Origin of the sequence: Enterobacter sp. UCD-UG_FMILLET, assembly GCF_000762975.1 — a bacterium.
Taxonomy (GTDB): domain Bacteria; phylum Pseudomonadota; class Gammaproteobacteria; order Enterobacterales; family Enterobacteriaceae; genus Enterobacter; species Enterobacter dykesii.
Genome location: NZ_JRJC01000036.1, coordinates 135,628 through 158,874, shown reverse-complemented (window position 1 = coordinate 158,874; position 23,247 = coordinate 135,628). Strand labels below are relative to the sequence as shown.

At 56.3% G+C, this 23,247-nt stretch carries 23 protein-coding genes; 13 read left to right on the top strand and 10 right to left on the bottom strand.

The annotated features are described in order from the left end of the window. Positions 1–3: 3 nt before the first annotated feature. Positions 4–1,143: a beta-galactosidase BglB gene (gene bglB, locus LA04_RS15835; RefSeq protein WP_047652332.1), complete on the top strand. Its 1,140-nt coding sequence runs from the start codon at positions 4–6 to the stop codon at positions 1,141–1,143. Positions 1,144–1,178: 35 nt separating this feature from the next. Here bglB and argS read toward each other — a convergent pair whose 3' ends face one another. Beyond that, positions 1,179–2,912 (bottom strand): arginine--tRNA ligase, encoded by a 1,734-nt coding sequence (argS, locus tag LA04_RS15830; protein WP_045404452.1) that lies wholly within the window; start codon positions 2,910–2,912, stop codon positions 1,179–1,181. Positions 2,913–3,151: 239 nt separating this feature from the next. On the opposite strand from argS, the gene LA04_RS15825 reads away from it, so the two are divergent. Together LA04_RS15825 and cutC are read left to right on the top strand one after the other, a co-directional pair. Next, positions 3,152–3,712 (top strand): VOC family protein, encoded by a 561-nt coding sequence (locus LA04_RS15825; RefSeq protein ID WP_047652331.1) that lies wholly within the window; start codon positions 3,152–3,154, stop codon positions 3,710–3,712. A 78-nt stretch (positions 3,713–3,790) separates the two neighbouring features. Then, complete coding sequence (gene cutC / locus LA04_RS15820) at positions 3,791–4,534, top strand: copper homeostasis protein CutC (protein WP_047652330.1); 744 nt, start codon at positions 3,791–3,793, stop codon at positions 4,532–4,534. A 175-nt stretch (positions 4,535–4,709) separates the two neighbouring features. Here the strand turns inward: cutC and cmoB are convergent, their stop codons facing one another. From cmoB to LA04_RS15795, 5 genes are read right to left on the bottom strand one after another with little or no spacing between them, the layout of a single operon-like run. Then, positions 4,710–5,681 (bottom strand): tRNA 5-methoxyuridine(34)/uridine 5-oxyacetic acid(34) synthase CmoB, encoded by a 972-nt coding sequence (gene cmoB, locus LA04_RS15815; RefSeq protein ID WP_047652329.1) that lies wholly within the window; start codon positions 5,679–5,681, stop codon positions 4,710–4,712. Beyond that, entirely contained in the window at positions 5,678–6,421 is a 744-nt protein-coding gene (gene cmoA / locus LA04_RS15810; protein WP_047652328.1) for a carboxy-S-adenosyl-L-methionine synthase CmoA, read from the bottom strand. Before cmoA ends, cmoB begins: the two co-directional genes overlap by 4 nt. 40 nt (positions 6,422–6,461) lie before the next feature. Next, complete coding sequence (locus tag LA04_RS15805) at positions 6,462–6,857, bottom strand: MAPEG family protein (protein ID WP_021240443.1); 396 nt, start codon at positions 6,855–6,857, stop codon at positions 6,462–6,464. A gap of 51 nt (positions 6,858–6,908) precedes the next feature. After that, positions 6,909–7,727 (bottom strand): DUF72 domain-containing protein, encoded by an 819-nt coding sequence (locus tag LA04_RS15800; protein ID WP_047652327.1) that lies wholly within the window; start codon positions 7,725–7,727, stop codon positions 6,909–6,911. Beyond that, a complete protein-coding gene (locus tag LA04_RS15795) occupies positions 7,724–8,290 on the bottom strand; it encodes a hydrolase (protein WP_047652326.1) in 567 nt (188 codons plus the stop codon). The genes LA04_RS15800 and LA04_RS15795 overlap by 4 nt, the downstream gene beginning before the upstream one ends. 263 nt (positions 8,291–8,553) lie before the next feature. On the opposite strand from LA04_RS15795, the gene aspS reads away from it, so the two are divergent. The 6 genes from aspS to ruvB all read left to right on the top strand — a co-directional run bounded on the left by aspS (position 8,554) and on the right by ruvB (position 13,809). Further along, entirely contained in the window at positions 8,554–10,326 is a 1,773-nt protein-coding gene (aspS, locus tag LA04_RS15790) for an aspartate--tRNA ligase (RefSeq protein WP_047652325.1), read from the top strand. Between the two features lies 1 nt (position 10,327). After that, positions 10,328–10,771: a dihydroneopterin triphosphate diphosphatase gene (gene nudB, locus LA04_RS15785; protein WP_047652324.1), complete on the top strand. Its 444-nt coding sequence runs from the start codon at positions 10,328–10,330 to the stop codon at positions 10,769–10,771. A 27-nt stretch (positions 10,772–10,798) separates the two neighbouring features. Next, positions 10,799–11,539: a YebC/PmpR family DNA-binding transcriptional regulator gene (locus LA04_RS15780; RefSeq protein WP_008500447.1), complete on the top strand. Its 741-nt coding sequence runs from the start codon at positions 10,799–10,801 to the stop codon at positions 11,537–11,539. 34 nt (positions 11,540–11,573) lie between these two features. Beyond that, positions 11,574–12,095 carry a crossover junction endodeoxyribonuclease RuvC gene (gene ruvC / locus LA04_RS15775; protein WP_003859749.1) on the top strand — a complete coding sequence of 174 codons (522 nt, stop codon included), beginning with the start codon at positions 11,574–11,576 and terminating at the stop codon, positions 12,093–12,095. An 80-nt stretch (positions 12,096–12,175) separates the two neighbouring features. Then, positions 12,176–12,790 carry a Holliday junction branch migration protein RuvA gene (ruvA, locus tag LA04_RS15770; RefSeq protein ID WP_023617042.1) on the top strand — a complete coding sequence of 205 codons (615 nt, stop codon included), beginning with the start codon at positions 12,176–12,178 and terminating at the stop codon, positions 12,788–12,790. A gap of 8 nt (positions 12,791–12,798) precedes the next feature. Continuing rightward, the gene (gene ruvB / locus LA04_RS15765) at positions 12,799–13,809 is read left to right on the top strand and encodes a Holliday junction branch migration DNA helicase RuvB (protein ID WP_023312235.1); all 1,011 of its coding nucleotides are present in this window, start codon (positions 12,799–12,801) and stop codon (positions 13,807–13,809) included. Between the two features lie 59 nt (positions 13,810–13,868). On the opposite strand, the gene znuB is transcribed toward ruvB, so the two are convergent. After that, positions 13,869–14,654: a zinc ABC transporter permease subunit ZnuB gene (znuB, locus tag LA04_RS15760; RefSeq protein WP_047652323.1), complete on the bottom strand. Its 786-nt coding sequence runs from the start codon at positions 14,652–14,654 to the stop codon at positions 13,869–13,871. Continuing rightward, a complete protein-coding gene (znuC, locus tag LA04_RS15755) occupies positions 14,651–15,406 on the bottom strand; it encodes a zinc ABC transporter ATP-binding protein ZnuC (protein WP_023312233.1) in 756 nt (251 codons plus the stop codon). Before znuC ends, znuB begins: the two co-directional genes overlap by 4 nt. 77 nt (positions 15,407–15,483) lie before the next feature. Here znuC and znuA point away from each other — a divergent pair, with 77 nt between their 5' ends. From znuA to lpxM, 3 genes are all read left to right on the top strand, one after another. Beyond that, positions 15,484–16,428 carry a zinc ABC transporter substrate-binding protein ZnuA gene (gene znuA, locus LA04_RS15750; protein WP_047652724.1) on the top strand — a complete coding sequence of 315 codons (945 nt, stop codon included), beginning with the start codon at positions 15,484–15,486 and terminating at the stop codon, positions 16,426–16,428. 15 nt (positions 16,429–16,443) lie between these two features. Further along, complete coding sequence (mepM, locus tag LA04_RS15745; protein WP_047652322.1) at positions 16,444–17,763, top strand: murein DD-endopeptidase MepM; 1,320 nt, start codon at positions 16,444–16,446, stop codon at positions 17,761–17,763. 121 nt (positions 17,764–17,884) lie between these two features. Next, positions 17,885–18,856 carry a lauroyl-Kdo(2)-lipid IV(A) myristoyltransferase gene (gene lpxM, locus LA04_RS15740; protein ID WP_047652321.1) on the top strand — a complete coding sequence of 324 codons (972 nt, stop codon included), beginning with the start codon at positions 17,885–17,887 and terminating at the stop codon, positions 18,854–18,856. Between the two features lie 45 nt (positions 18,857–18,901). Here lpxM and pyk read toward each other — a convergent pair whose 3' ends face one another. Further along, positions 18,902–20,344 carry a pyruvate kinase gene (gene pyk / locus LA04_RS15735; protein ID WP_039263653.1) on the bottom strand — a complete coding sequence of 481 codons (1,443 nt, stop codon included), beginning with the start codon at positions 20,342–20,344 and terminating at the stop codon, positions 18,902–18,904. A 140-nt stretch (positions 20,345–20,484) separates the two neighbouring features. Continuing rightward, positions 20,485–21,354, bottom strand: a complete 870-nt coding sequence (locus LA04_RS15730; protein WP_023312229.1) for a MurR/RpiR family transcriptional regulator — start codon at positions 21,352–21,354, stop codon at positions 20,485–20,487. 356 nt (positions 21,355–21,710) lie between these two features. Between LA04_RS15730 and zwf the strand changes: the two genes are divergently transcribed. Further along, positions 21,711–23,186, top strand: a complete 1,476-nt coding sequence (zwf, locus tag LA04_RS15725; protein WP_023312228.1) for a glucose-6-phosphate dehydrogenase — start codon at positions 21,711–21,713, stop codon at positions 23,184–23,186. Positions 23,187–23,247: the final 61 nt, after the last annotated feature.

The window sequence follows — 23,247 nt, the reverse complement described above, 5'->3', positions numbered from 1 at the left end:
ATAATGAAAGTGTGGCCTGTCAAACATAGCCCGTTACTGCGTCAGCCAGAGCGCTTTATCGCCCGGGACGATCTGAAATCGCTGATTCAAAAGGTGACGCATAGCCTGGTCAATATCCAAGACAAAACGGGTGAATTTTTGCTGCGGCTGGACGACGGGCGCGTGATCGACACCAAAGGCTGGGCCGGATGGGAGTGGACGCACGGCGTTGGCCTGTACGGTATCTGGCAGTATTACTGCCAGACCGGCGATGAAGGTATGCGAGACATTATCGACAGCTGGTTTGCCGACCGCTTTGCGGAAGGCGCGACCACCAAAAACGTCAATACCATGTCGCCGTTCCTGACGCTGGCTTATCGCTACGAAGAGAACAAAAATCAGGCCTGGCTGCCGTGGCTGGAAAGCTGGGCGGAATGGGCGATGGCCGAGATGCCGCGCACGGAACACGGCGGGATGCAGCACATCACCCTGGCGGAAGAAAACCATCAACAGATGTGGGATGACACGCTGATGATGACGGTGCTGCCGCTGGCGAAAATCGGCAAGCTGCTCAATAAGCCGGAGTACGTTGAAGAGGCGGTCTATCAGTTCCTGCTGCACGTGCAGAACCTGATGGACCGGGAGACCGGGCTGTGGTTCCACGGCTGGAGCTATGACGGTAATCATAACTTTGCCCGTGCCCGCTGGGCGCGCGGCAACAGCTGGCTCACCATCGTCATCCCGGACTTCCTTGAGCTGGTGGATCTGCCGGAAAGCAACGCGGTGCGCCGCTACCTGGTGCAGGTATTGAATGCGCAGATTGCCGCGCTGGCGAAATATCAGGACGACAGCGGGCTATGGCATACGCTGCTCGACGATCCACATTCTTATCTTGAGGCGTCCGCCACGGCAGGTTTTGCCTACGGCATTCTGAAAGCCGTGCGCAAGCGCTACGTTGGCGCGGAGTATGCCGAAGTGGCAGAAAAAGCGATTCGCGGTATCGTCAAAAATATTTCGCCGGAAGGCGAGCTGTTGCAAACGTCGTTCGGCACGGGCATGGGCAGCGATCTTGAGTTTTATCGCCAGATCCCTCTGACGTCGATGCCGTACGGACAGGCGATGGCGATTCTCTGTTTGACGGAATATTTGCGGAAGTATTTCTGATAAGAAAAAACCCGGCGCTTGCCGGGTTTTTTGTATTACATGCGTTCTACGGTTTCGATACCCAGGGTATCCAGACCCAGCTTCAGGGTCTTCGCCGTGAGCTGCGCCAGCTTCAGGCGGCTGTTGCGGACCGATTCGTTTTCCGCAGACAGAATAGGGCAGTGTTCGTAGAAGCCGGAGAACAGACCCGCCAGATCGTACAGGTAAGCACACATTACGTGCGGCGTGCCGTCACGCGCGACAACCGTCAGCGTCTCTTCAAACTGCAGCAGGCGCGCCGCCAGCTGTGCTTCACGATCTTCCGTGATGGTCACTGTCGCATTCGCCAGTACGTTTTCATCAATGTTCGCCTTACGGAACACCGAGAGCACGCGGGTGTAGGCATACTGCATGTAAGGCGCCGTGTTGCCTTCAAACGCCAGCATGTTATCCCAGTCGAAGATATAGTCGGTGGTACGGTTCTTGGAGAGATCCGCGTATTTCACCGCACCGATACCCACGGCGTTGGCCAGTTTTTCCAGCTCGTCGGCAGGCATGTCCGGGTTCTTCTCGGCCACCAGACGGCGGGCGCGCTCCAGCGCTTCGTCCAGCAGGTCGGACAGCTTCACGGTTCCGCCCGCACGGGTTTTGAACGGTTTGCCGTCTTTACCCAGCATCATGCCGAACATGTGGTGTTCAAGCGGCACGCAATCCGGCACGTAACCGGCTTTACGCACGATGGTCCACGCCTGCATCAGGTGCTGGTGCTGACGGGAGTCGATGTAGTACAGCACGCGGTCGGCATGCAGCGTTTCGTAACGGTATTTCGCGCAGGCGATGTCTGTCGTGGTGTAGAGATAGCCGCCATCCTTTTTCTGGATGATCACGCCCATCGGTTCGCCTTCCTTGTTTTTGTACTCATCAAGGAACACCACCGTTGCGCCTTCGCTCTCCACCGCCAGGTTTTTCGCTTTCAGGTCAGCCACAATGCCGGGCAGCATTGGGTTATAGAGGCTTTCACCCATCACGTCGTCACGGGTCAGTGTAACGTTCAGACGGTTATAGGTCAGCTGGTTCTGAGACATGGTTATATCAACCAGCTTGCGCCACATCTCGAGGAAGTATTGGTCGCCGCCCTGCAGTTTAACCACGTAGCTGCGCGCGCGCTCGGCAAAGGCTTCGTCTTCGTCGTAGTGTTTTTTGGCTTCGCGGTAGAACCCTTCCAGGTCCGCCAGCGCCATTTCACCCGCGTTTTCCTGCTGCTGTTTTTCCAGGTAAGCAATCAGCATGCCGAACTGGGTACCCCAGTCGCCCACGTGGTTCGCGCGGATCACCTTGTGACCGAGGAACTCGAGCGTGCGCACCGCGGCATCACCGATGATAGTGGAACGCAGGTGGCCAACGTGCATCTCTTTCGCCACGTTCGGGGCAGAGTAGTCGATCACGACGGTCTGCGCCTCCGGCTGGGAAACACCCAGACGGTCAGATTTCAGCGCTGCGTCAACGTGGCTTGCCAGGAACGCAGGTTCCAGGAAAATATTGATGAAGCCCGGGCCGGCGATTTCGGTTTTGCTGGCAATGCCGGAAAGATCCAGATGCGTCAGTACCTGCTCAGCGAGCTGTCGCGGCGGCATGCCCAGTTTTTTAGCCACTGCCATCACGCCATTAGCCTGATAGTCGCCAAACTGTACTTTTGCTGACTGACGAACCTGCGGTTCGCAATCCGCAGGCGCACCTGCGGCAATCAGTGCCTGACTGACTTTTTCGGAGAGAAGAGCCTGAATATTCACCTGGATACCTTACGTTTTTGATGCGGGCTTACAACCGCCCGCGCCAGTTAAAGAATTTAGGGCGGGAGTATACTGCAAATGCCCTCTGGCGTCAGCATTGCGGGGCCTGAAGATTGCTCAGAATCCAGGCGGTGAAGGTGTGCATAATCATGCAATCGCAAAAAGCCGGATTCTGCGGTTGGTCAAAACAGGGCAACAGAGTAAATTAGCGGCTTTGCGACATGAAAAGAGAGTGACTTATGGCGAACTGGCAATCCATTGACGAACTGCATGATATTTCCGCAGATTTACCGCGCTTTACCCAGGCGTTCACAGAACTTGCCACCCGTCTCGGTCTGGATATCGCGCCGCTTGAGGCCGATCACATCTCTTTGCGCTGTCATCAGAATGCCACCGCCGAGCGCTGGCGTCGCGGGTTCGAACGGTGCGGCGAGTTGCTCTCCGAGAACATCATTAACGGTCGCCCTATTTGCCTGTTCAAGCTGCATCAGCCGGTGAACGTGGCGCACTGGCAATTCACCGTGGTTGAACTGCCGTGGCCGGGCGAGAAACGCTATCCGCACGAAGGCTGGGAACATATCGAAATTGTCCTGCCGGGTGAGCCGGAGACGTTAAACGCGCGCGCGCTGGCCCTCCTTTCTGACGAAGGCTTAAGCCAGCCGGGAATTTTTGTGAAGACGAGTTCACCTAAAGGCGAGCGCGAGCGGTTACCTAATCCGACGCTGGCCGTCACTGACGGACAGGTCACGGTGAAGTTTCATCCGTGGACCATTGAGCAGATCGTTGCCAGCGAAGCGTAAGAGATGTGAGTTCACGCCGGGACTGAAAACGGACGGCGTGTCATGATGTTTCGTTTAGTGGAATTTCAGGAGGATTAAATGGCGCTGCTGGAGATTTGTTGTTACAGCGTGGAGTGTGCCGTGACCGCGCAAAAGCACGGGGCTGACCGCATTGAACTGTGTGCGGCACCCAAAGAGGGCGGGCTGACGCCGTCATACGGCGTGTTGAAGTCTGCCCGTCAGGCCGTCACCATTCCCGTTCACCCGATTATTCGTCCGCGCGGCGGTGATTTTTGTTACACGGCGGGCGAGTTCAGTGCCATGCTTGATGATATCGCGCTCGTTCGGGACCAGGGGTTTCCAGGCCTGGTGACCGGCCTGCTGGATGAAGACGGCAATATCGATATACCGCGCATGCGTCAGATTATGAGCGCCGCGCAGGGGCTGGCCGTCACTTTTCATCGCGCATTTGATATGTGTAAAGATCCGCTTCAGGCCTTTGAAACGCTTGGAGAACTTGGCGTGGCGCGCATCCTGACATCCGGTCAGCAGGCGTCAGCTGAAAAAGGACTGCAATTAATTACGGAACTAAAAGCACATTCCGGTGTTCCAATAATAATGGCGGGTGCGGGAGTCCGCGCCAGCAATCTGGAACGGTTTTTAAACGCCGGGGTAGAAGAGCTGCACAGCTCCGCGGGGAAATGGATACCTTCACCCATGCGTTATCGCAATACAGGATTGTCAATGTCGACGGATGCTGAAGCGGATGAGTATTCACGCTATGGCGTAGAGGGAGAGTCGGTTGCGGAAATGAAGTCGCTGATTGAGCGCCATCACGTGTAGCAACGTACCGATTTTTACCGCGCATCATGTCGCCCAATATGATGCTTGCTTGTACCAGGCCCCTGCAATTTCAACAGGGGCCTTTTTTTCTCCTGCGCCCGGTGGCACTTCGCTTACCGGGCCTGCAAAATCGGGCGTAGGCCGGGTAAGGCGTAGCCGCCACCCGGCTAAAGGGCTACGGCTTGGTCGCAATCAACACTGCACGCATCGGAGCCGGATAGCCTTCGATGGTTTTGCTGTGGTCGGCCGGGTCGAGGAACTGCTCCAGCGATTCGGTAATCATCCAGTCGGTGCGGCGCTGTTCCTCGAGCGAGGTCACGCTGACGTCGGCAATCCGCACATCCACAAACCCGCACTTCTCCAGCCAGTTCTTCAGCGCCAGCGCGGAAGGGATGAAGTAAACGTTGCGCATCTGCGCGTAGCGATCGCCCGGGACCAGAACGGCATGTTCATCGCCTTCAATTACCAGCGTTTCCAGCACCAGCTCGCCCCCGCTGACCAGCTGATCCTTCAGTTGCCACAGGTGTTCAAGCGGGGAACGACGGTGGTACAGCACGCCCATGGAGAAGACGGTATCAAAGGCTTTCAGGGCAGGGAGTTGTTCAATGCCCAGCGGCAGCAGGTGCGCGCGCTGGTCGTTACCCAGCAGTTTACGCACCGCTTCAAACTGGCACAGGAACAGCTGCATCGGGTCAATTCCTACCGCCAGATGCGCGCCCGCGCCAATCATGCGCCACATGTGGTAACCGCTGCCGCAGCCCACGTCCAGAATGGTTCGTCCCGTCAGGTCGGAAAGGTGGGGCAGAACGCGATCCCATTTCCAGTCCGAGCGCCATTCGGTATTAATGTTCACGCCGTAAAGTGAAAACGGTCCTTTACGCCACGGCATCAGGTTACGCATCAGCGTTTCGATGCGGTTGATCTGCCCGGCCGGGAGCGGCTCTTCGCTCTCGGCGGTGACGCTGTGCAGGAGATCCAGACGATGCGGGGTCAGTTCGGGCAGATACTCCACCGCGTTTGACCACTGCTTTAACAGGCCGTGCTGCTGATCGCGCTGCCAGGCGGCAATCTGCGCGGGCAAGGTTTCCAGCCAGTGGCAGAGCTGGTTTTTGGCAATCAGCTGATAGAAGTTGCTGAATTCGATCATGCGGATTCTCCCGCTTTCAGCGCCACCAGAGAGCCAAAGTTAAAGCACTGGAACCACAGTTCGCTGTGCTCAAACCCGGCTTTGCTCAGACGCGCTTTATGGATTTCTACGGAATCCGTCAGCATCACGTTTTCGAGCATGCTGCGCTTCTGGCTGATCTCCAGCTCGCTGTAGCCGTTCGCCCGTTTGAAATCGTGGTGCATATTGAACAGCAGTTCGCCAACCTCGGCATCTTCGAAGCTGAATTTCTCCGAGAGCACAAGCGCGCCGCCGGGATTCAGCCCCTGATAAATTTTGTCGAGCAGCAGCTGGCGGTCATCAGGCACCAGGAACTGCAGGGTGAAATTCAGCACCACCATCGACGCGTTATTGATCTCAATCTCGCGGATATCGCCTTCCACCACGTCTACCGGAACAGGGGCTTTGTACGCGTCAATATGGCGACGGCAGCGCTCAACCATGGCCGGGGAGTTATCGACGGCGATGATTCGGCAGCCTTCGTGGTGAACGTTACGACGAACCGACAGCGTTGCCGCGCCGAGCGAGCAGCCCAGGTCATAGACCTGCGTACCGGGTTGAACGAAGCGCTCAGCCAGCATGCCGATCATAGAGATAATGTTGGAATAACCGGGAACAGAGCGCTGGATCATATCCGGGAAGACTTCGGCTACCCGTTCATCGAAGGTCCAGTCGCCCAGGCTGGCGATAGGCGCGGAAAAAAGCGTGTCGCGATCTGACATAACGTAAAAATCCGGGAAAAATAAAGTGGCGTATTGTGCGCTAATGGAGGGAGAAAACCAACTCCCACGGCATATACCACAGGTTAGCCAGCACCATCAGCAAAAGCGAACACCAGGTGGCACTCATGCCGGAACGACGCCAGCGGATTAAGCGGTGGTGAAAACCGTAATAGTGCATCAGGCGGCCAGCAATAAGAAGCAGGCCACAGATATGCACCATCCAGGTTTCTGCGCCATTCATCTCCATAAACAGCAGCAGGATTAAGGCTGCGGGGATGTATTCGACCGCGTTGCCATGAATGCGGATAGCGCTTTGTAGCTCGGAAAATCCGCCGTCACCGTAAGAGACGCGGTACAGCGTTCTGAGGCGCACAACATCAAATGAAAACTTAATCAGCAGTAATGCACCTAACACCGCATACAGCGCGCTGACCATACAAACTCCCTGTTTTTGGCAGATGGCACTTCACTATGATAGGGGGTGATATCAGAAAAGAGAAGATTGTTGTGGGATGGAAGGGGCGCTGCCCACGGACGGCACCGCAGCCTGCAAGGCCTGCCACAGAGCATCGACCAGTTCGGGCGCCTGGGCGATATCCGGCGTATGCAAAAAGAGATACGGCGTGGTGGTGTTCTCCCACGAGGCTAGTTTTTCCAGCCAGACGGCGAACATCGCCTGGTTTTGCTGCATGTTATCGCTGCCGATAAACCTGACCAATGGGTTCTGCGCGGTCACGATGGCGTGAACCGGCACTTTCGGTTTTTTACGCTGAGCCTCAACGATGGCTTCGTTATGGGGGACAGCGCTGTGCACCGGTCGGCTATCGAGGATCACCCGGTTAACGGAACGCTCGAGGAGGCCGCGATTGAGCGCTTTTTCCGCTTCGCCCTTGGCAAAAAATTCAGGATGCCTGACTTCAACACCGTAGATGAATTCACGGGGAAGGGCATCCAGAAACTGCCAGAGCGCGGGTAAATCATGTGGGCCAAACGTGGCGGGTAGCTGGATCCAGTACTGACCGATGCGGTTCGCCAGCGGCGACATGCGCGTAAAAAACTCTTCGGTCAAATCCCCGCAGTTGCGCAGCGCGGCCTGGTGGGAAATGGTGGCCGGAAACTTAAAGCAGAAGCGGAAGTCATCGGTCGTTTGTTCCCGCCAGCGCGTAACAATCTCGGCTTTGGGGAGCGCATACAGGGTGGTGTTACCCTCGACACATTTGAAGTGCCGGGCATACTCCTCAAGGCTGGTGATGCCAAGGCGCACCCATTTCGGGTGCGACCACTGGGGCAGGCCTACGTACATCATAGCGCGCTGACAATCTCATCCGTGCTGCGCACGCGGCCGATGCGCGGGAATATATGGGTCATGCTGCCCTGATGCTGTTCCGCGGAAGCCGCGCTGCAGGCATCTTCGGCGATCACCAGGTTAAAGCCCAGCTCCCACGCGTTGCGGGCGGTAGACTCCACGCCGATATTAGTAGAAATGCCGCACAGGATGATGGTGTCGATGCCGCGACGGCGGAGCTGCAGTTCAAGATCGGTGCCGTAGAATGCGCCCCACTGACGTTTGGTCACTTCAATATCGCTGTCGCGTTTACCCAGCGTGGCCGGGTACGTCCACCAGTTTTCCGGCAGGGCGCGTGCAGGAGCCTGGGCATCAACGGGCTGTTTTAACGCTTCGGCGTAATCAGCAGACCAGCCGACGCGCACCATGACCACAGGCGCACCGCTGGCACGACATGTTTCCGCCAGGCGAGCTGCGCGGTTGACCACATCATCCGCGGTATGCGGGCCGCCGGCGAAGGGCAGAATGCCTTCCTGTAAATCAATCACGACAAGCGCGGTTTTACTGGCATCAAGTGTTAACATCGTTACTCCCGTTAAATGAATCACTTCCAGACACCATACGACGTGATGGCCTGTTCCTGGGCGGATAATTTTGTTAATTTTTGTGAGAATGCGCAATAAGAGTGCAGCAAACGACCGCCAGGCCGTGGTTCGCTCTTATCGTCCGGCGGAATTTCCAGTATAATAGCCGCCTTTTTTCATCCAGTTGTGACATACAGAAAGCTGCGACATAGTAGCCTGCATACCAGGCGACATTTAGCCTGCGGCTAATTAAGGGATATCTCATGCGTACAGAATATTGCGGGCAGCTGCGTCAGTCCCACGTCGGACAGCAGGTAACCCTGTGTGGTTGGGTCAATCGTCGTCGTGATCTTGGTAGCCTTATCTTTATCGATATGCGCGACCGCGAAGGTATCGTTCAGGTGTTCTTCGATCCGGATCGCGCAGATGCGTTGAAGCTGGCCTCTGAGCTGCGTAATGAGTTCTGCATTCAGGTTACCGGCACCGTGCGCGCGCGTGACGAGAAAAACGTCAACGCCGACATGGCGACGGGTGCCATTGAAGTGCTGGCGTCCGATCTGACGATCATTAACCGTGCGGAAGCGCTGCCGCTGGACTCCAACCACGTCAACACTGAAGAAGCGCGTCTGAAATACCGCTACCTGGATCTGCGTCGTCCGGAAATGGCTCAGCGCCTGAAAACCCGTGCAAAAATCACCAGCCTGGTGCGTCGCTTTATGGATGACCACGGTTTCCTCGATATCGAAACCCCGATGCTGACCAAAGCCACGCCGGAAGGCGCGCGCGATTACCTGGTCCCATCCCGCGTTCATAAAGGCAAATTCTACGCGCTGCCGCAGTCTCCACAGCTGTTCAAACAGCTGCTGATGATGTCCGGCTTCGATCGCTACTATCAGATCGTTAAATGCTTCCGCGACGAAGACCTGCGCGCTGACCGCCAGCCAGAATTTACCCAGATCGATGTGGAAACCTCCTTCATGACCGCCGAGCAGGTGCGTGAAGTGATGGAAGCTCTGGTGCGTAGCCTGTGGAACGACGTGAAAGGCGTTGAGCTGGGCGATTTCCCTATCATGACCTTCGCTGAAGCCGAGCGTCGTTACGGCTCTGACAAACCAGACCTGCGTAACCCGATGGAGCTGGTGGACGTTGCAGACCTGGTGAAAGGCGTTGAGTTTGCCGTCTTCGCTGGCCCGGCTAACGATCCTAAAGGCCGTGTGGCGGCCCTGCGTGTACCGGGTGGTGCAGCACTGAGCCGCAAGCAGATCGACGACTACGGCAACTTCATCAAGATCTACGGCGCGAAAGGTCTGGCCTATATTAAGGTGACCGAGCGCGCGAAAGGTCTGGAAGGCATCACCAGCCCGGTAGCGAAATTCCTGAACGCGGACATCGTGGAAGCGATCCTTGAGCGCACCGGCGCGCAGGACGGCGACATGATCTTCTTCGGCGCAGACAACAAGAAAGTCGTGGCGGATGCGATGGGCGCGCTGCGTCTGAAGCTCGGCAAAGACCTGAGCCTGACCGACGAAAATAAATGGGCGCCGCTGTGGGTTATCGACTTCCCAATGTTTGAAGACGACGGTGAAGGCGGCCTGACCGCAATGCACCACCCGTTCACCTCGCCGAAAGAGATGACGGCGGCAGAGCTGAAAGCGGCACCGGAAGATGCGGTCGCCAACGCCTACGATATGGTCATCAACGGTTACGAAGTGGGCGGCGGTTCCGTGCGTATTCACAGCGGTGAAATGCAGCAGACCGTGTTCGGCATTCTGGGCATCAACGAGCAGGAGCAGCGCGAGAAGTTTGGCTTCCTGCTGGACGCCCTGAAATACGGCACGCCGCCGCACGCGGGTCTGGCCTTCGGTCTTGACCGACTGACCATGCTGCTGACCGGCACCGATAACATTCGTGATGTTATTGCCTTCCCGAAAACCACTGCCGCAGCGTGTCTGATGACCGAAGCGCCAAGCTTTGCCAACCCGGCCGCACTGGCTGAGCTGGGCATTGACGTGGTGAAGAAGGAAGAGAAAAACTGATATGACATATAAGCTCCCCGTTTCGGTCCTGGTGGTCATTTATGCAGAAGACACGAAGCGGGTGCTGATGTTGCAGCGGCGCGATGACCCTGAATTCTGGCAGTCGGTTACCGGCAGTCTGGAAGAGGGGGAGACCGCGCCGCAGGCCGCCGCGCGTGAAGTAAAGGAAGAGGTCGCCATTGACGTTGTCCGCGAGCAACTGACCCTGAAGGACTGTCAGCGCACGGTGGAGTTCGAAATTTTTAGCCATTTACGTCATCGCTACGCGCCGGGTACCGAGCGCAATACGGAATCGTGGTTCTGTCTCGCGCTCCCCCATGAACGGGAGATCGTGTTTACCGAACACCTGACCTACCGCTGGGTGAATGCGGCGGATGCCGCCGCACTGACCAAGTCGTGGAGCAACCGGCAGGCGATTGAAGAATTTGTAATTAACGCTGCCTGAAAAGGCGCGCTCTTTGAGGATATTTTTATGGCAGGTCATAGTAAGTGGGCCAACACCAAACACCGCAAAGCGGCACAGGATGCCAAGCGCGGTAAGATCTTTACCAAAATCATTCGTGAGCTGGTGACAGCAGCGCGTCTGGGCGGCGGCGACCCGGCTTCTAACCCGCGTCTGCGCGCGGCGGTAGATAAAGCGCTGTCAAACAACATGACGCGTGACACCCTGAACCGTGCAATCGCACGTGGCGTGGGCGGTGACGAAGACGCGAACATGGAAACCATCATTTATGAAGGTTACGGGCCTGGCGGTACGGCGGTGATGGTTGAATGTCTGTCCGACAACCGTAACCGTACCGTTGCAGAAGTGCGCCACGCGTTCACCAAAACCGGTGGCAACCTGGGCACTGACGGTTCCGTTGCGTACCTGTTCAGTAAAAAAGGCGTCATCTCCTTCGAGAAAGGCGACGAAGATGCGATCATGGAAGCGGCGCTGGAAGCCGGTGCGGAAGACGTAGTGACCTTCGATGACGGCGCTATCGACGTTTATACCGCGTGGGAAGAGATGGGTGCCGTGCGCGATGCGCTGGAAGCGGCTGGCCTGAAAGCGGACAACGCTGAAGTGTCCATGATCCCGTCCACCAAAGCGGACATGGATGCGGAAACGGCACCGAAACTGCTGCGTCTGATCGACATGCTCGAAGACTGCGACGACGTGCAGGAAGTGTACCACAACGGTGAAATCTCTGATGAGGTTGCAGCGACTCTCTAATGAGAGCATATAAATCCGTTACAGGAGACGCGTGATGTCGATTATTCTCGGGATTGACCCAGGCTCACGCGTCACCGGTTATGGCGTTATCCGTCAGGTGGGACGCCAGTTAACCTACCTGGGCAGCGGCTGTATTCGCACCAAAGTGGACGATCTTCCTTCGCGCCTGAAGCTCATTTATGCGGGCGTGTCGGAGATCATCACCCAGTTTCAGCCGGACTACTTCGCCATCGAGCAGGTCTTTATGGCGAAAAACGCCGATTCGGCGCTAAAGCTCGGTCAGGCGCGCGGGGTCGCCATCGTCGCTGCCGTGAACCAGGATTTGCCGGTATTCGAATACGCGGCGCGTCAGGTTAAGCAGACGGTGGTGGGCATTGGTAGCGCGGAGAAAAGCCAGGTGCAGCATATGGTGCGTACCTTGCTGAAGCTTCCCGCGAACCCGCAGGCCGACGCCGCGGATGCGCTGGCGATTGCGATTACCCACTGTCACGTCAGCCAGAATGCGATGCAAATGAGCGAGTCGCGGCTCAATCTGGCGCGAGGCAGGTTACGATAATCAGAAATCAGGCTGGATAAACATCCAGCCTTTTTTTATTATGTCGGCAGTTAATTTCTCCCAGAACGCAGGAGCGTCACGTGATAGGCAGACTCAGAGGCATCATCATTGAAAAACAACCCCCGTTAGTGCTGCTGGAAGTGGGTGGCGTGGGCTATGAAGTCCATATGCCGATGACCTGCTTCTACGAGCTGCCGGACGCGGGCAAAGAGGCGATTGTCTTTACCCAGTTTGTGGTGCGTGAAGATGCCCAGCTGCTGTACGGCTTCAATAACAAGCAGGAACGGACCCTATTCCGCGAGCTGATTAAAACCAACGGCGTTGGTCCGAAGCTGGCGCTGGCGATTTTGTCCGGCATGTCGGCACCACAGTTTGTGAATGCCGTTGAGCGCGAAGATCCGGCGGCACTGATTAAGCTTCCGGGCATTGGTAAGAAAACCGCCGAGCGCCTGATTGTCGAGATGAAAGACCGCTTTAAAGGTCTGCATGGCGATCTGTTCACTCCGGCAGCCGACCTGGTGTTGACCTCGCCTGGCGCGCCAGCGACGGATGATGACGCCGAGCAGGAAGCGGTTGCCGCGCTGGTGGCGCTGGGCTATAAACCTCAGGAGGCCAGCCGCATGGTGAGCAAAATTGCCAAACCGGACGCCAGCAGTGAAACCCTGATTCGTGAAGCGCTGCGCGCTGCATTGTGAGGTAAAGGATGATTGAAGCAGACCGCCTGGTGTCGGCAGGCACTATTCAGGCAGATGACGTGGTGGATCGCGCGATTCGCCCTAAGCTGCTTGATGAGTATATCGGCCAGCCGCAGGTTCGTTCCCAGATGGAGATTTTCATCCAGGCGGCAAAGCTGCGCGGCGATGCGCTCGATCACCTGCTGATTTTTGGCCCTCCCGGTTTAGGGAAAACCACGCTGGCGAATATCGTCGCCAATGAAATGGGCGTCAACCTGCGCACCACATCCGGCCCCGTGCTGGAGAAGGCGGGCGATCTCGCGGCGATGCTGACCAACCTCGAACCGCATGACGTGCTGTTTATCGATGAGATCCACCGCCTGTCGCCGGTGGTGGAGGAAGTGCTCTATCCGGCGATGGAAGATTACCAGCTGGATATCATGATCGGTGAAGGCCCGGCCGCGCGCTCCATCAAAATCGATCTGCCGCCGTTTACCCTGATTGGCGCCACCACCCGCGCCGGGTCGTTGACCTCTCCGCTGCGCGATCGTTTCGGCATCGTGCAGCGTCTTGAGTTTTACCAGGTGGCGGACCTCCAGCACATCGTTGGCCGTAGCGCCCGCTATATGGGGCTCGAAATGAGCGAAGAGGGCGCGTTTGAAGTGGCGAAGCGTTCCCGCGGTACGCCGCGTATCGCCAACCGCCTGCTGCGCCGCGTGCGTGACTTTGCCGAGGTGAAGCACGATGGCTCGATTTCCGCCGAGATCGCTGCCCAGGCGCTGGATATGCTTAACGTCGATGCCGAAGGCTTTGACTATATGGACCGTAAACTGCTGCTGGCGGTGCTGGATAAGTTCTTTGGCGGCCCGGTCGGGCTGGATAACCTGGCGGCGGCAATCGGAGAAGAGCGTGAGACGATTGAAGATGTGCTGGAGCCGTATCTGATCCAGCAGGGCTTCCTGCAGCGTACCCCGCGTGGACGTATGGCAACGGTGCGGGCGTGGAATCATTTCGGCATTACGCCGCCCGCGATGCCGTAATCCTTAATTCCCTCTCCCGGTGGGAGAGGGGCAGGGTGAGGGCATCAGCGCCCTCCATGTTAATGCGCTGTCTTTTTCATCATACTGAAGATAAACAGCACCGCCGCACTCAGCACCACTGACGGCCCCGCAGGCGTGTCATAGAACGCCGAGAAGGTTAATCCCCCCGTTACCGCAATCATCCCGATAATCACGGCCACGCCGGCCATCTGTTCCGGCGTACGGGCAAAACGACGCGCCGTAGCCGCAGGGATGATCAGCAGCGACGTAATAATCAGCGCGCCGACAAACTTCATTGCGACGCCAATCGTTAACGCCGTCACCAGCATCAGCAGCAGCTTAACGCGCTGCAGCTTCACGCCGTCGACAAACGCCAGGTCCGGACTGACGGTCATGGCCAGTAAATTCCGCCACTGCCAGAGCAGAATAGCGAGTACCACCACGACGCCTATGGCGATAGCGATGAGATCCTCCGGCGTCACGGCCAGCAGGTCACCGAAGAGGTAGGCCATCAGATCCACGCGGATGTTCGACATCAGGCTGACCACCACCAGGCCCAGCGACAGGGCACTGTGCGCCATAATACCAAGCAGCGTATCAATAGCGAGGTGAGGGCGCTTCTCCAGCCAGACCAGACCGGCCGCCAGCAGCAGTGTGACCACAATCACCGCGTAGAAGGGGTTTACATCCAGCAGCAGACCAAAGGCAACGCCCAGCAGGGACGCATGCGCCAGGGTATCGCCAAAATAGGACATTCTGCGCCAGACAACAAACGAGCCGAGCGGACCCGCGGCGCAGGCAAGCATAATCCCGGCCAGCCAGCCGGGCAGTAAAAGTTCAATCATGAGTGTCCATTTCCCCGACGCAGTACGATTCGTCCCTGCAAATCATGGCGATGATTATGATGATGGCGGTAGATACCCAGCTGTTCAGCGCCGCGTGGGCCGAACATGGAGATAAACTCCGGGTGCATTGACACCACTTCAGGCGTACCGGAGCAGCAGATATGGTGGTTGAGACACAGCACTTCGTCGGTTTTTGCCATCACCAGATGGAGATCGTGAGACACCATCAGCACTGCGCAATCAAGCTCCCGGCGCAGCTGGTCGATCAAATCATAAAGCGCAACCTGACCATTCACATCCACACCCTGAGTCGGTTCATCCAGTACCAGCAGCTGCGGGCTGCTCAGCAGCGCTCGGGCAAGTAAAACACGCTGAGTTTCACCGCCGGACAGTTTTTGCAGCGGCGCATCGACAAGATGGCCCGCCTGCACGCGTTTCAGCGCCGGAAGAATATCGGCTTTACGAGTGCCGGGGCGCAGACGCAGGAAACGGCTGACCGTCAGCGGCAGCGTGGCGTCGAGGTGAAGTTTTTGCGGCACATAGCCAATACGCAATTTTTCCTCGCGCTTAATCACGCCTTCATCGGGTGCAACCAGACCCAGCACCACGCGCACCAGGGTGGATTTGCCTGCGCCATTGGGGCCGAGCAGCGTCAGAATTTTGCCGGGCTTCAGATCGAGCGACACGTCAGAGAGGACGCGGCGCTGGCCAAATGAGACCGAAATATTTTCAAGAGAAACCAATGTCGTCATGTCATTTTAAGCTTGAAGAAGTCAACGAATGTTATAATATCACATTCCACGCATTCACTACGATGATTAGTCGCATTATGTTACATAAAAATACGCTTCTTTTCGCAGCATTATCTGCTGCCCTTTGGGGGACAACCGCACAAGATGTTAACGCTGCGGTTGTCGCTTCGCTTAAGCCACTTGGATTCATCGCGTCCGCCATTGCCGACGGCGTAACGGAGACCCAGGTTCTGCTCCCTGATGGTGCTTCTGAGCATGACTATTCCCTGCGCCCGTCAGATGTAAAACGCTTACAAAACGCGGACTTAGTTGTCTGGATTGGTCCTGAAATGGAAGCGTTCATGCAGAAGTCAGCAAAACAGGTGGCGGGTGAAAAACAGGTCGCGATTGCCGACCTCCCCGGCGTGAAACCGTTACTCATGAAAGGGGCGGATGACGACGGAGACGAACATGACCATCATGCCGCAGACGGTGAAAAAGGTGATGAAGATCACCATCACGGCGAGTACAACATGCATCTTTGGTTATCCCCAGAGATAGCGCGGCTTTCAGCGGTTGCAATCCATGACAAATTAGTGGAACTTATGCCGCAAAGTCGAGCCAAACTAGACGCCAACCTGAAGGATTTTGAGGCACAATTAGCCGCAACCGATAAGCAGGTAGGTAATGAGCTCGCACCGTTGAAAGGAAAAGGGTATTTCGTTTTTCATGACGCCTACGGCTATTACGAAAAACATTACGGTTTGACCCCGCTGGGCCACTTCACCGTCAACCCTGAAATTCAGCCTGGTGCGCAGCGTTTACATGAAATCAGAACACAGTTGGTTGAGCAAAAAGCGACATGCGTTTTTGCTGAGCCACAGTTCAGGCCAGCGGTCGTAGAAGCCGTGGCCAGGGGAACATCCGTGCGCATGGGAACCCTTGACCCGCTAGGTACGAATATCCAGTTGAGCAAAGCGAGCTATTCGCAGTTCCTCAGCCAACTGGCGAGCCAGTATGCGAGCTGCCTGAAAGGAGAATAACGAGGAAGTGAATACGTGCAACAGATAGCCCGCTCTGTCGCCCTGGCATTTAACAATCTGCCTCGACCCCACCGCGTTATGCTGGGGTCGCTTACAGTTCTCACCTTAGCGGTCGCCGTCTGGCGGCCCTATGTTTACCACCCGAGTTCTGCCCCTATCATCAAAACCATTGAGCTTGAAAAGAGCGAAATCCGTTCTTTGCTGCCTGAAGCCAGTGAGCCTATTGACCAGGCGGCTCAGGAAGATGAAGCCATCCCGCAGGATGAGCTGGACGATAAAACCGAGAACGAAGCGGGTATCCACGAATATGTTGTCTCTACCGGGGACACGCTGAGCAGCGTGCTGAACCAGTACGGCATCGACATGGGTAATATCAGCCAGCTGGCGGCTGCGGATAAAGATCTTCGTAACCTGAAAATCGGACAACAGCTCTCCTGGACATTAACGGCGGATGGCGATCTCCAGCGTCTGACCTGGGAAATGTCCCGCCGCGAAACCCGCACCTACGATCGCACTGCAAACGGTTTCAAGATGACCAGCGAACTGCAGAAGGGTGACTGGGTTAACAGTGTTCTGAAAGGCACCGTGGGCGCGAGCTTTGTCTCCAGCGCGCGCGATGCGGGCCTGACCAGCGCTGAAATCAGCTCGGTGATCAAAGCCATGCAGTGGCAGATGGATTTCCGCAAGCTGAAGAAGGGCGATGAGTTCTCCGTCCTGATGTCCCGCGAAATGCTGGACGGCAAACGCGAGCAAAGCCAGCTGCTGGGCGTACGTCTGCGCTCCGAAGGCAAAGATTACTACGCGATTCGTGCCGAAGACGGTAAGTTCTACGACCGCAGCGGTACGGGCCTTGCGAAAGGCTTCCTGCGCTTCCCGACGGCAAAACAGTTCCGCGTCTCCTCGAACTTTAACCCGCGTCGTCTGAACCCGGTAACCGGGCGCGTCGCCCCGCACCGTGGCGTTGACTTTGCTATGCCGCAGGGCACACCGGTACTGGCGGTAGGGGATGGCGAAGTGGTGGTGGCCAAGCGTAGCGGTGCCGCCGGATATTATGTCGCGGTACGTCATGGTCGTACTTATACGACCCGCTATATGCACCTGCGCAAGCTGCTGGTCAAACCGGGCCAGAAGGTGAAGCGTGGTGACCGTATCGCGATCTCCGGCAATACCGGACGCTCTACCGGCCCGCACCTGCACTATGAAGTGTGGATCAACCAACAGGCAGTGAACCCGCTGACGGCGAAACTGCCGCGCACCGAAGGCCTGACAGGTAAAGATCGTACTGATTATCTGGCGCAGGTGAAAGAGGTGATACCGCAGCTGAGCTTAAACTAAGTCCTCTGTTTTTGTTAAAAAAGCCGGCGCACACTGACGCCGGCTTTTTCTTTTGTGCGTGGACGACTGCCTCGCTACACTATCTGAATAAAATTTTGCGTCATCAGACCCTGGATCCAGCATGGAAACCAAAAAAAACAATATTGAATATATTCCTGAGTTTGAAAAATCCTTCCGCCATCCGCGCAACTGGGGCGCCTGGCTTGGTGTCTACGCCTTTGCGGGGATGGCGTTACTGCCTGCTTCCGTTCGCGATCCCGTTTTGGGGAAAATTGGCCGTATGGCCGGGCGTTTAGGCAAGAGCGCCCGCCGTCGCGCGCAGATCAACCTCTATTACTGTTTTCCTGAGAAAAGCGACGCCGAGCGCGAGGCAATCATTGATGAGATGTACACCACCGCGCCGCAGGCCATGGCGATGATGGCTGAACTGGCGCTGAAAGGGCCAGATAAAATCGTCGATCGCGTTGACTGGAAAGGGCTGGACATCATCGAGGAGATGCGCCGCAACGACGAGAAAGTCATTTTCCTTGTTCCCCACGGCTGGGGCGTTGATATTCCGGCGATGCTGATGGCGTCTCAGGGCCAGAAAATGGCGGCGATGTTCCATAACCAGGGAAATAAAATCTACGATTTTGTCTGGAATACGGTGCGTCGTCGTTTTGGCGGACGTTTGCACGCGCGTAACGATGGCATTAAACCCTTCATTCAGTCGGTGCGTCAGGGGTACTGGGGCTACTATCTGCCGGATCAGGACCACGGCCCTGAACACAGCGAGTTTGTCGATTTCTTTGCGACCTACAAAGCAACGCTTCCCGCGATCGGTCGCCTGATGAAAGTCTGTCGTGCCCGCGTGATCCCGCTGTTTCCGGTGTATGACGGTAAAACGCATCGCCTGAGTATTGAGGTTCGTCCGCCGATGGACGATCTGCTGACCGCGGACGACCACACGATCGCGCGTCGAATGAACGAAGAGGTGGAAATCCTGGTGGGGCCGCATGCCGAACAGTACACGTGGATCCTGAAGCTGCTGAAAACGCGTAAGCCAGGTGAAACAGAGCCCTATAAACGCAAAGAGCTTTATCCGAAGAAATAAAAAAAGCCCTCTCCATCTGGAGAGGGCTTTTTAACATAGGCGTTATTACTCGACGGTCATGACGCGCGTGGTGTTTGTTGAGCCGATGGTGCTCATCACGTCGCCCTGGGTCACAATGACAATATCACCGGACACCAGATAGCCTTTGTCGCGCAGCAGGTTTACGGCATCGTGCGCCGCAGCTACGCCGTCACTGGTGCTGTCGAAGTGAACCGGCGTCACGCCGCGGTACAGCGCCGTCAGGTTCAGGGTGCGTTCGTGACGGGACATGGCGAAGATCGGCAGGCCAGAGCTGATACGAGAGGTCATCAGCGCGGTGCGGCCAGATTCGGTCATGGTGATGATCGCGGTAACGCCCTTCAGGTGGTTCGCCGCGTACATCGCAGACATCGCAATCGCTTCTTCCACGTTGTCGAACTGCACGTCCAGACGGTGTTTAGAGACGTTGATGCTTGGGATCTTTTCAGCGCCCAGGCAGACGCGCGCCATGGCGGCCACGGTTTCTGCCGGATACTGGCCTGCAGCGGTTTCCGCAGAGAGCATCACCGCATCGGTGCCGTCCAGCACGGCGTTAGCCACGTCCATAACTTCTGCACGGGTTGGCATTGGGTTGGTGATCATCGATTCCATCATCTGCGTGGCGGTGATCACCGCGCGGTTCAGCTGACGTGCGCGACGAATCAGCGCTTTCTGGATACCGACCAGCTCAGGATCGCCGATTTCCACACCCAGGTCACCGCGCGCAACCATCACCACGTCAGAGGCGAGGATCACGTCGTCCATGGCATCCTGATCGCAAACGGCTTCGGCGCGTTCAACTTTCGCGACGATTTTGGCATCGCAGCCTGCATCCCGTGCCAGGCGACGCGCATAGTTCAGATCTTCGCCGCAGCGCGGGAAGGATACGGCCAGGTAGTCAACGCCGATCAGCGCAGCCGTCACGATGTCCGCTTTGTCTTTATCGGTAAGCGCTTCAGCAGAGAGGCCGCCGCCCAGTTTGTTGATGCCTTTATTGTTGGAGAGCGGGCCGCCGACGGTGACTTCAGTGAACACTTTCATGCCCTGAACTTCCAGCACCTTCAGCTGTACGCGACCGTCGTCGAGCAGCAGGATATCGCCTGGCACCACGTCAGCCGGCAGGCCTTTATAGTCGATACCGACTTTCTCTTTATCGCCTTCGCCTTTGCCCAGGTTGGCATCAAGCAGGAATTTGTCACCGATATTGAGGAAAACTTTACCCTCTTTAAAGGTTGAGACGCGGATTTTTGGACCTTGCAAATCGCCGAGGATAGCAACGTGGCGGCCCAGTTTGGCTGCGATTTCACGCACTTTATCGGCACGTAACTTATGGTCTTCTGGCGTACCGTGAGAGAAGTTCATGCGCACCACGTTGGCGCCGGCGGCGATAATTTTCTCAAGATTATTATCGCGATCGGTGGCCGGGCCTAAGGTGGTTACGATCTTGGTTCTGCGAAGCCTTCTGGACATGTAATACTCCGTTGACTGAAACAACTTTGGTGTTGCGTGAACATTGAATCGGCCTTCATCTGCTACAAGGCAGCGGAGAGTGGACCGAATGCCGTAAATCGTTACATCGTAATTATTGGTTACGTCTTCGTTATCAACTATCAGGGAACATCGCTCTTTATAAGCAATTCTTTATCAAAACGCGATTCCTTCAGCGCTTCCTTGACCCGCTTCAAGTTATCCCGGAATTTTGCGCCCCGGCGTAAGGTAAAACCGGTTGCTAGCACGTCAATCACGGTGAGCTGCGCCAGTCGGGATACCATCGGCATATAAATGTCTGTGTCTTCCGGCACGTCGAGGGTGATCGCCAGCGTCGCCTCACGGGCCAGCGGCGTGCCCGCCGTGGTGAGGGCAATCACCATGGCATCGTTTTCACGGGCCAGCTGCGCCAGCTCTACCTGACTCTTGGTGCGTCCGGTGTGCGAAATCAGTACCACGACGTCATCTTCACTGCAATTCATACAGCTCATGCGTTGCAGCACAATGTCATCGGAATAAATAACCGGGACGTTAAAGCGGAAAAATTTGTTCATGGCGTCATGCGCCACGGCCGCCGACGACCCGAGCCCAAAGAACGCAATCCGCTTGGCCTGGGTGAGCAAATCCACCGCGCGATTCACGGAACTCATGTCCAGAGATTGGCGGACGTGGTCAAGCGAAGCCATAGCCGATTCAAAAATTTTCGCGGTATAGGCATCAACGCTGTCGTCTTCATCCACATTACGATTAACATAAGGGGTGCCGTTAGCCAGACTTTGTGCCAGATGCAGTTTAAAATCAGGAAAGCCGCGCGTTTCCAGGCTACGGCAAAAGCGATTGACCGTGGGTTCGCTAACACCCGCTTCCTGTGCCAGAGCGGCGATGCTTGAATGAATCGCCTGAGCGGGGGAGGCGAGAATGACCTCGGCCACTTTTCGCTCGGATTTGCTAAGGTGTTCCAGTTGAAACTGGATTTTTTCCAGCATGTTCATGTTAACAGGACGCTCATGGGTGTAAACGATTTCATAAATTGATGAAATCGTGATTCGATTTAGCCGATATTACCCTTGTGGCTTCCATTAAGGGTAACAATCGACAAGATAATGTTGTTGTTTTTTTTCATTACTTGATCGGTGTCGGGTTTTGCTGTGACCCTGTTGCGCAAAGAAACGACGGTTGTTGCGTCATTGCGCCGTCGTAATCCTCCAAAGGGGGGAAAATCGCGTTATCGCACGCGACGATAAGCGCTAATGGTTTCGGGAATGACGTAAAAGCAGTACAGTGCATTGTAATAAAATTACAACGATACCTGGCAGAAGTACCAGGTGATCCAACTGAGGAGAATGACATGGCGGTAACGCAAACAGCCCAGGCATGTGACCTGGTCATTTTCGGCGCGAAAGGCGATCTTGCACGCCGAAAATTGCTGCCTTCCCTGTATCAACTGGAGAAAGCGGGCCAAATTCATCCGGATACCCGTATCCTGGGTGTCGGGCGCGCTGACTGGGACAAGGACGCTTATACCAAAGTCGTCCGCGAGGCGCTCGAAACTTTCATGAAAGAAAAAATTGATGAAAGTTTGTGGGATACCCTGAGTGGACGCCTCGATTTCTGCAACCTGGACGTCAATGACGTCAGCGCGTTTACCCGCTTAGGCGCGATGCTGGATCAGAAAAACCGTGTCACCATTAACTATTTCGCCATGCCGCCAAGCACCTTCGGCGCCATCTGCAAAGGTCTGGGCGAAGCCAAACTGAACGCCAAACCGGCGCGCGTCGTGATGGAGAAGCCGCTAGGGACGTCGCTGGCAACCTCCCGTGAAATCAACGACCAGGTGGGCGAGTTCTTTGAAGAGTGCCAGGTCTACCGTATCGACCACTATCTCGGTAAAGAGACGGTACTGAACCTGCTGGCGCTGCGTTTCGCTAACTCCCTGTTTGTGAATAACTGGGACAACCGTACTATCGACCACGTGGAAATCACCGTGGCGGAAGAGGTGGGGATTGAAGGTCGCTGGGGTTACTTTGACCAGGCCGGTCAGATGCGCGACATGATCCAGAACCACCTGCTGCAAATTCTGTGCATGATTGCCATGTCTCCACCGTCTGACCTGACGGCTGACAGCATCCGTGACGCAAAAGTGAAAGTGCTGAAGTCACTGCGCCGCATCGACCGCTCCAACGTGCGTGAGAAGACCGTCCGCGGCCAGTACACCGCCGGGTTTGCGCAAGGCAAAAAAGTGCCGGGCTACCTGGAAGAAGAGGGCGCGAACAAGTCCAGCAACACCGAGACGTTCGTGGCGATCCGCGTGGATATCGACGACTGGCGTTGGGCGGGCGTTCCGTTCTACCTGCGCACCGGTAAACGTCTGCCGGCCAAATGTTCCGAAGTGGTTGTTTACTTCAAAAACCCGGAACTGAACCTGTTCAAAGAGTCCTGGCAGGAACTGCCGCAGAACAAACTGACCATTCGTCTTCAGCCGGACGAGGGCGTGGATATCCAGATCCTGAACAAAGTGCCGGGGCTGGATCATAAACACAACCTGCAGACCACCAAGCTGGATCTGAGCTACTCCGAAACCTTCAACCAGACGCACCTGGCCGATGCTTACGAGCGTCTGCTGCTGGAAACCATGCGCGGTATCCAGGCGCTGTTCGTGCGCCGCGATGAGGTGGAAGAGGCGTGGAAATGGGTCGACTCCATCACCGAAGCCTGGGCTGCCGATCAGGATGCGCCAAAACCGTATCAGGCGGGTACATGGGGACCTGTCGCGTCGGTGGCGATGATCACCCGCGATGGCCGCTCCTGGAACGAGTTTGAGTAAGATAATCCTCTAGCTCGAAAGTGTTATTTTACCGGTAACATGATCTAACACAGCTAGTGGC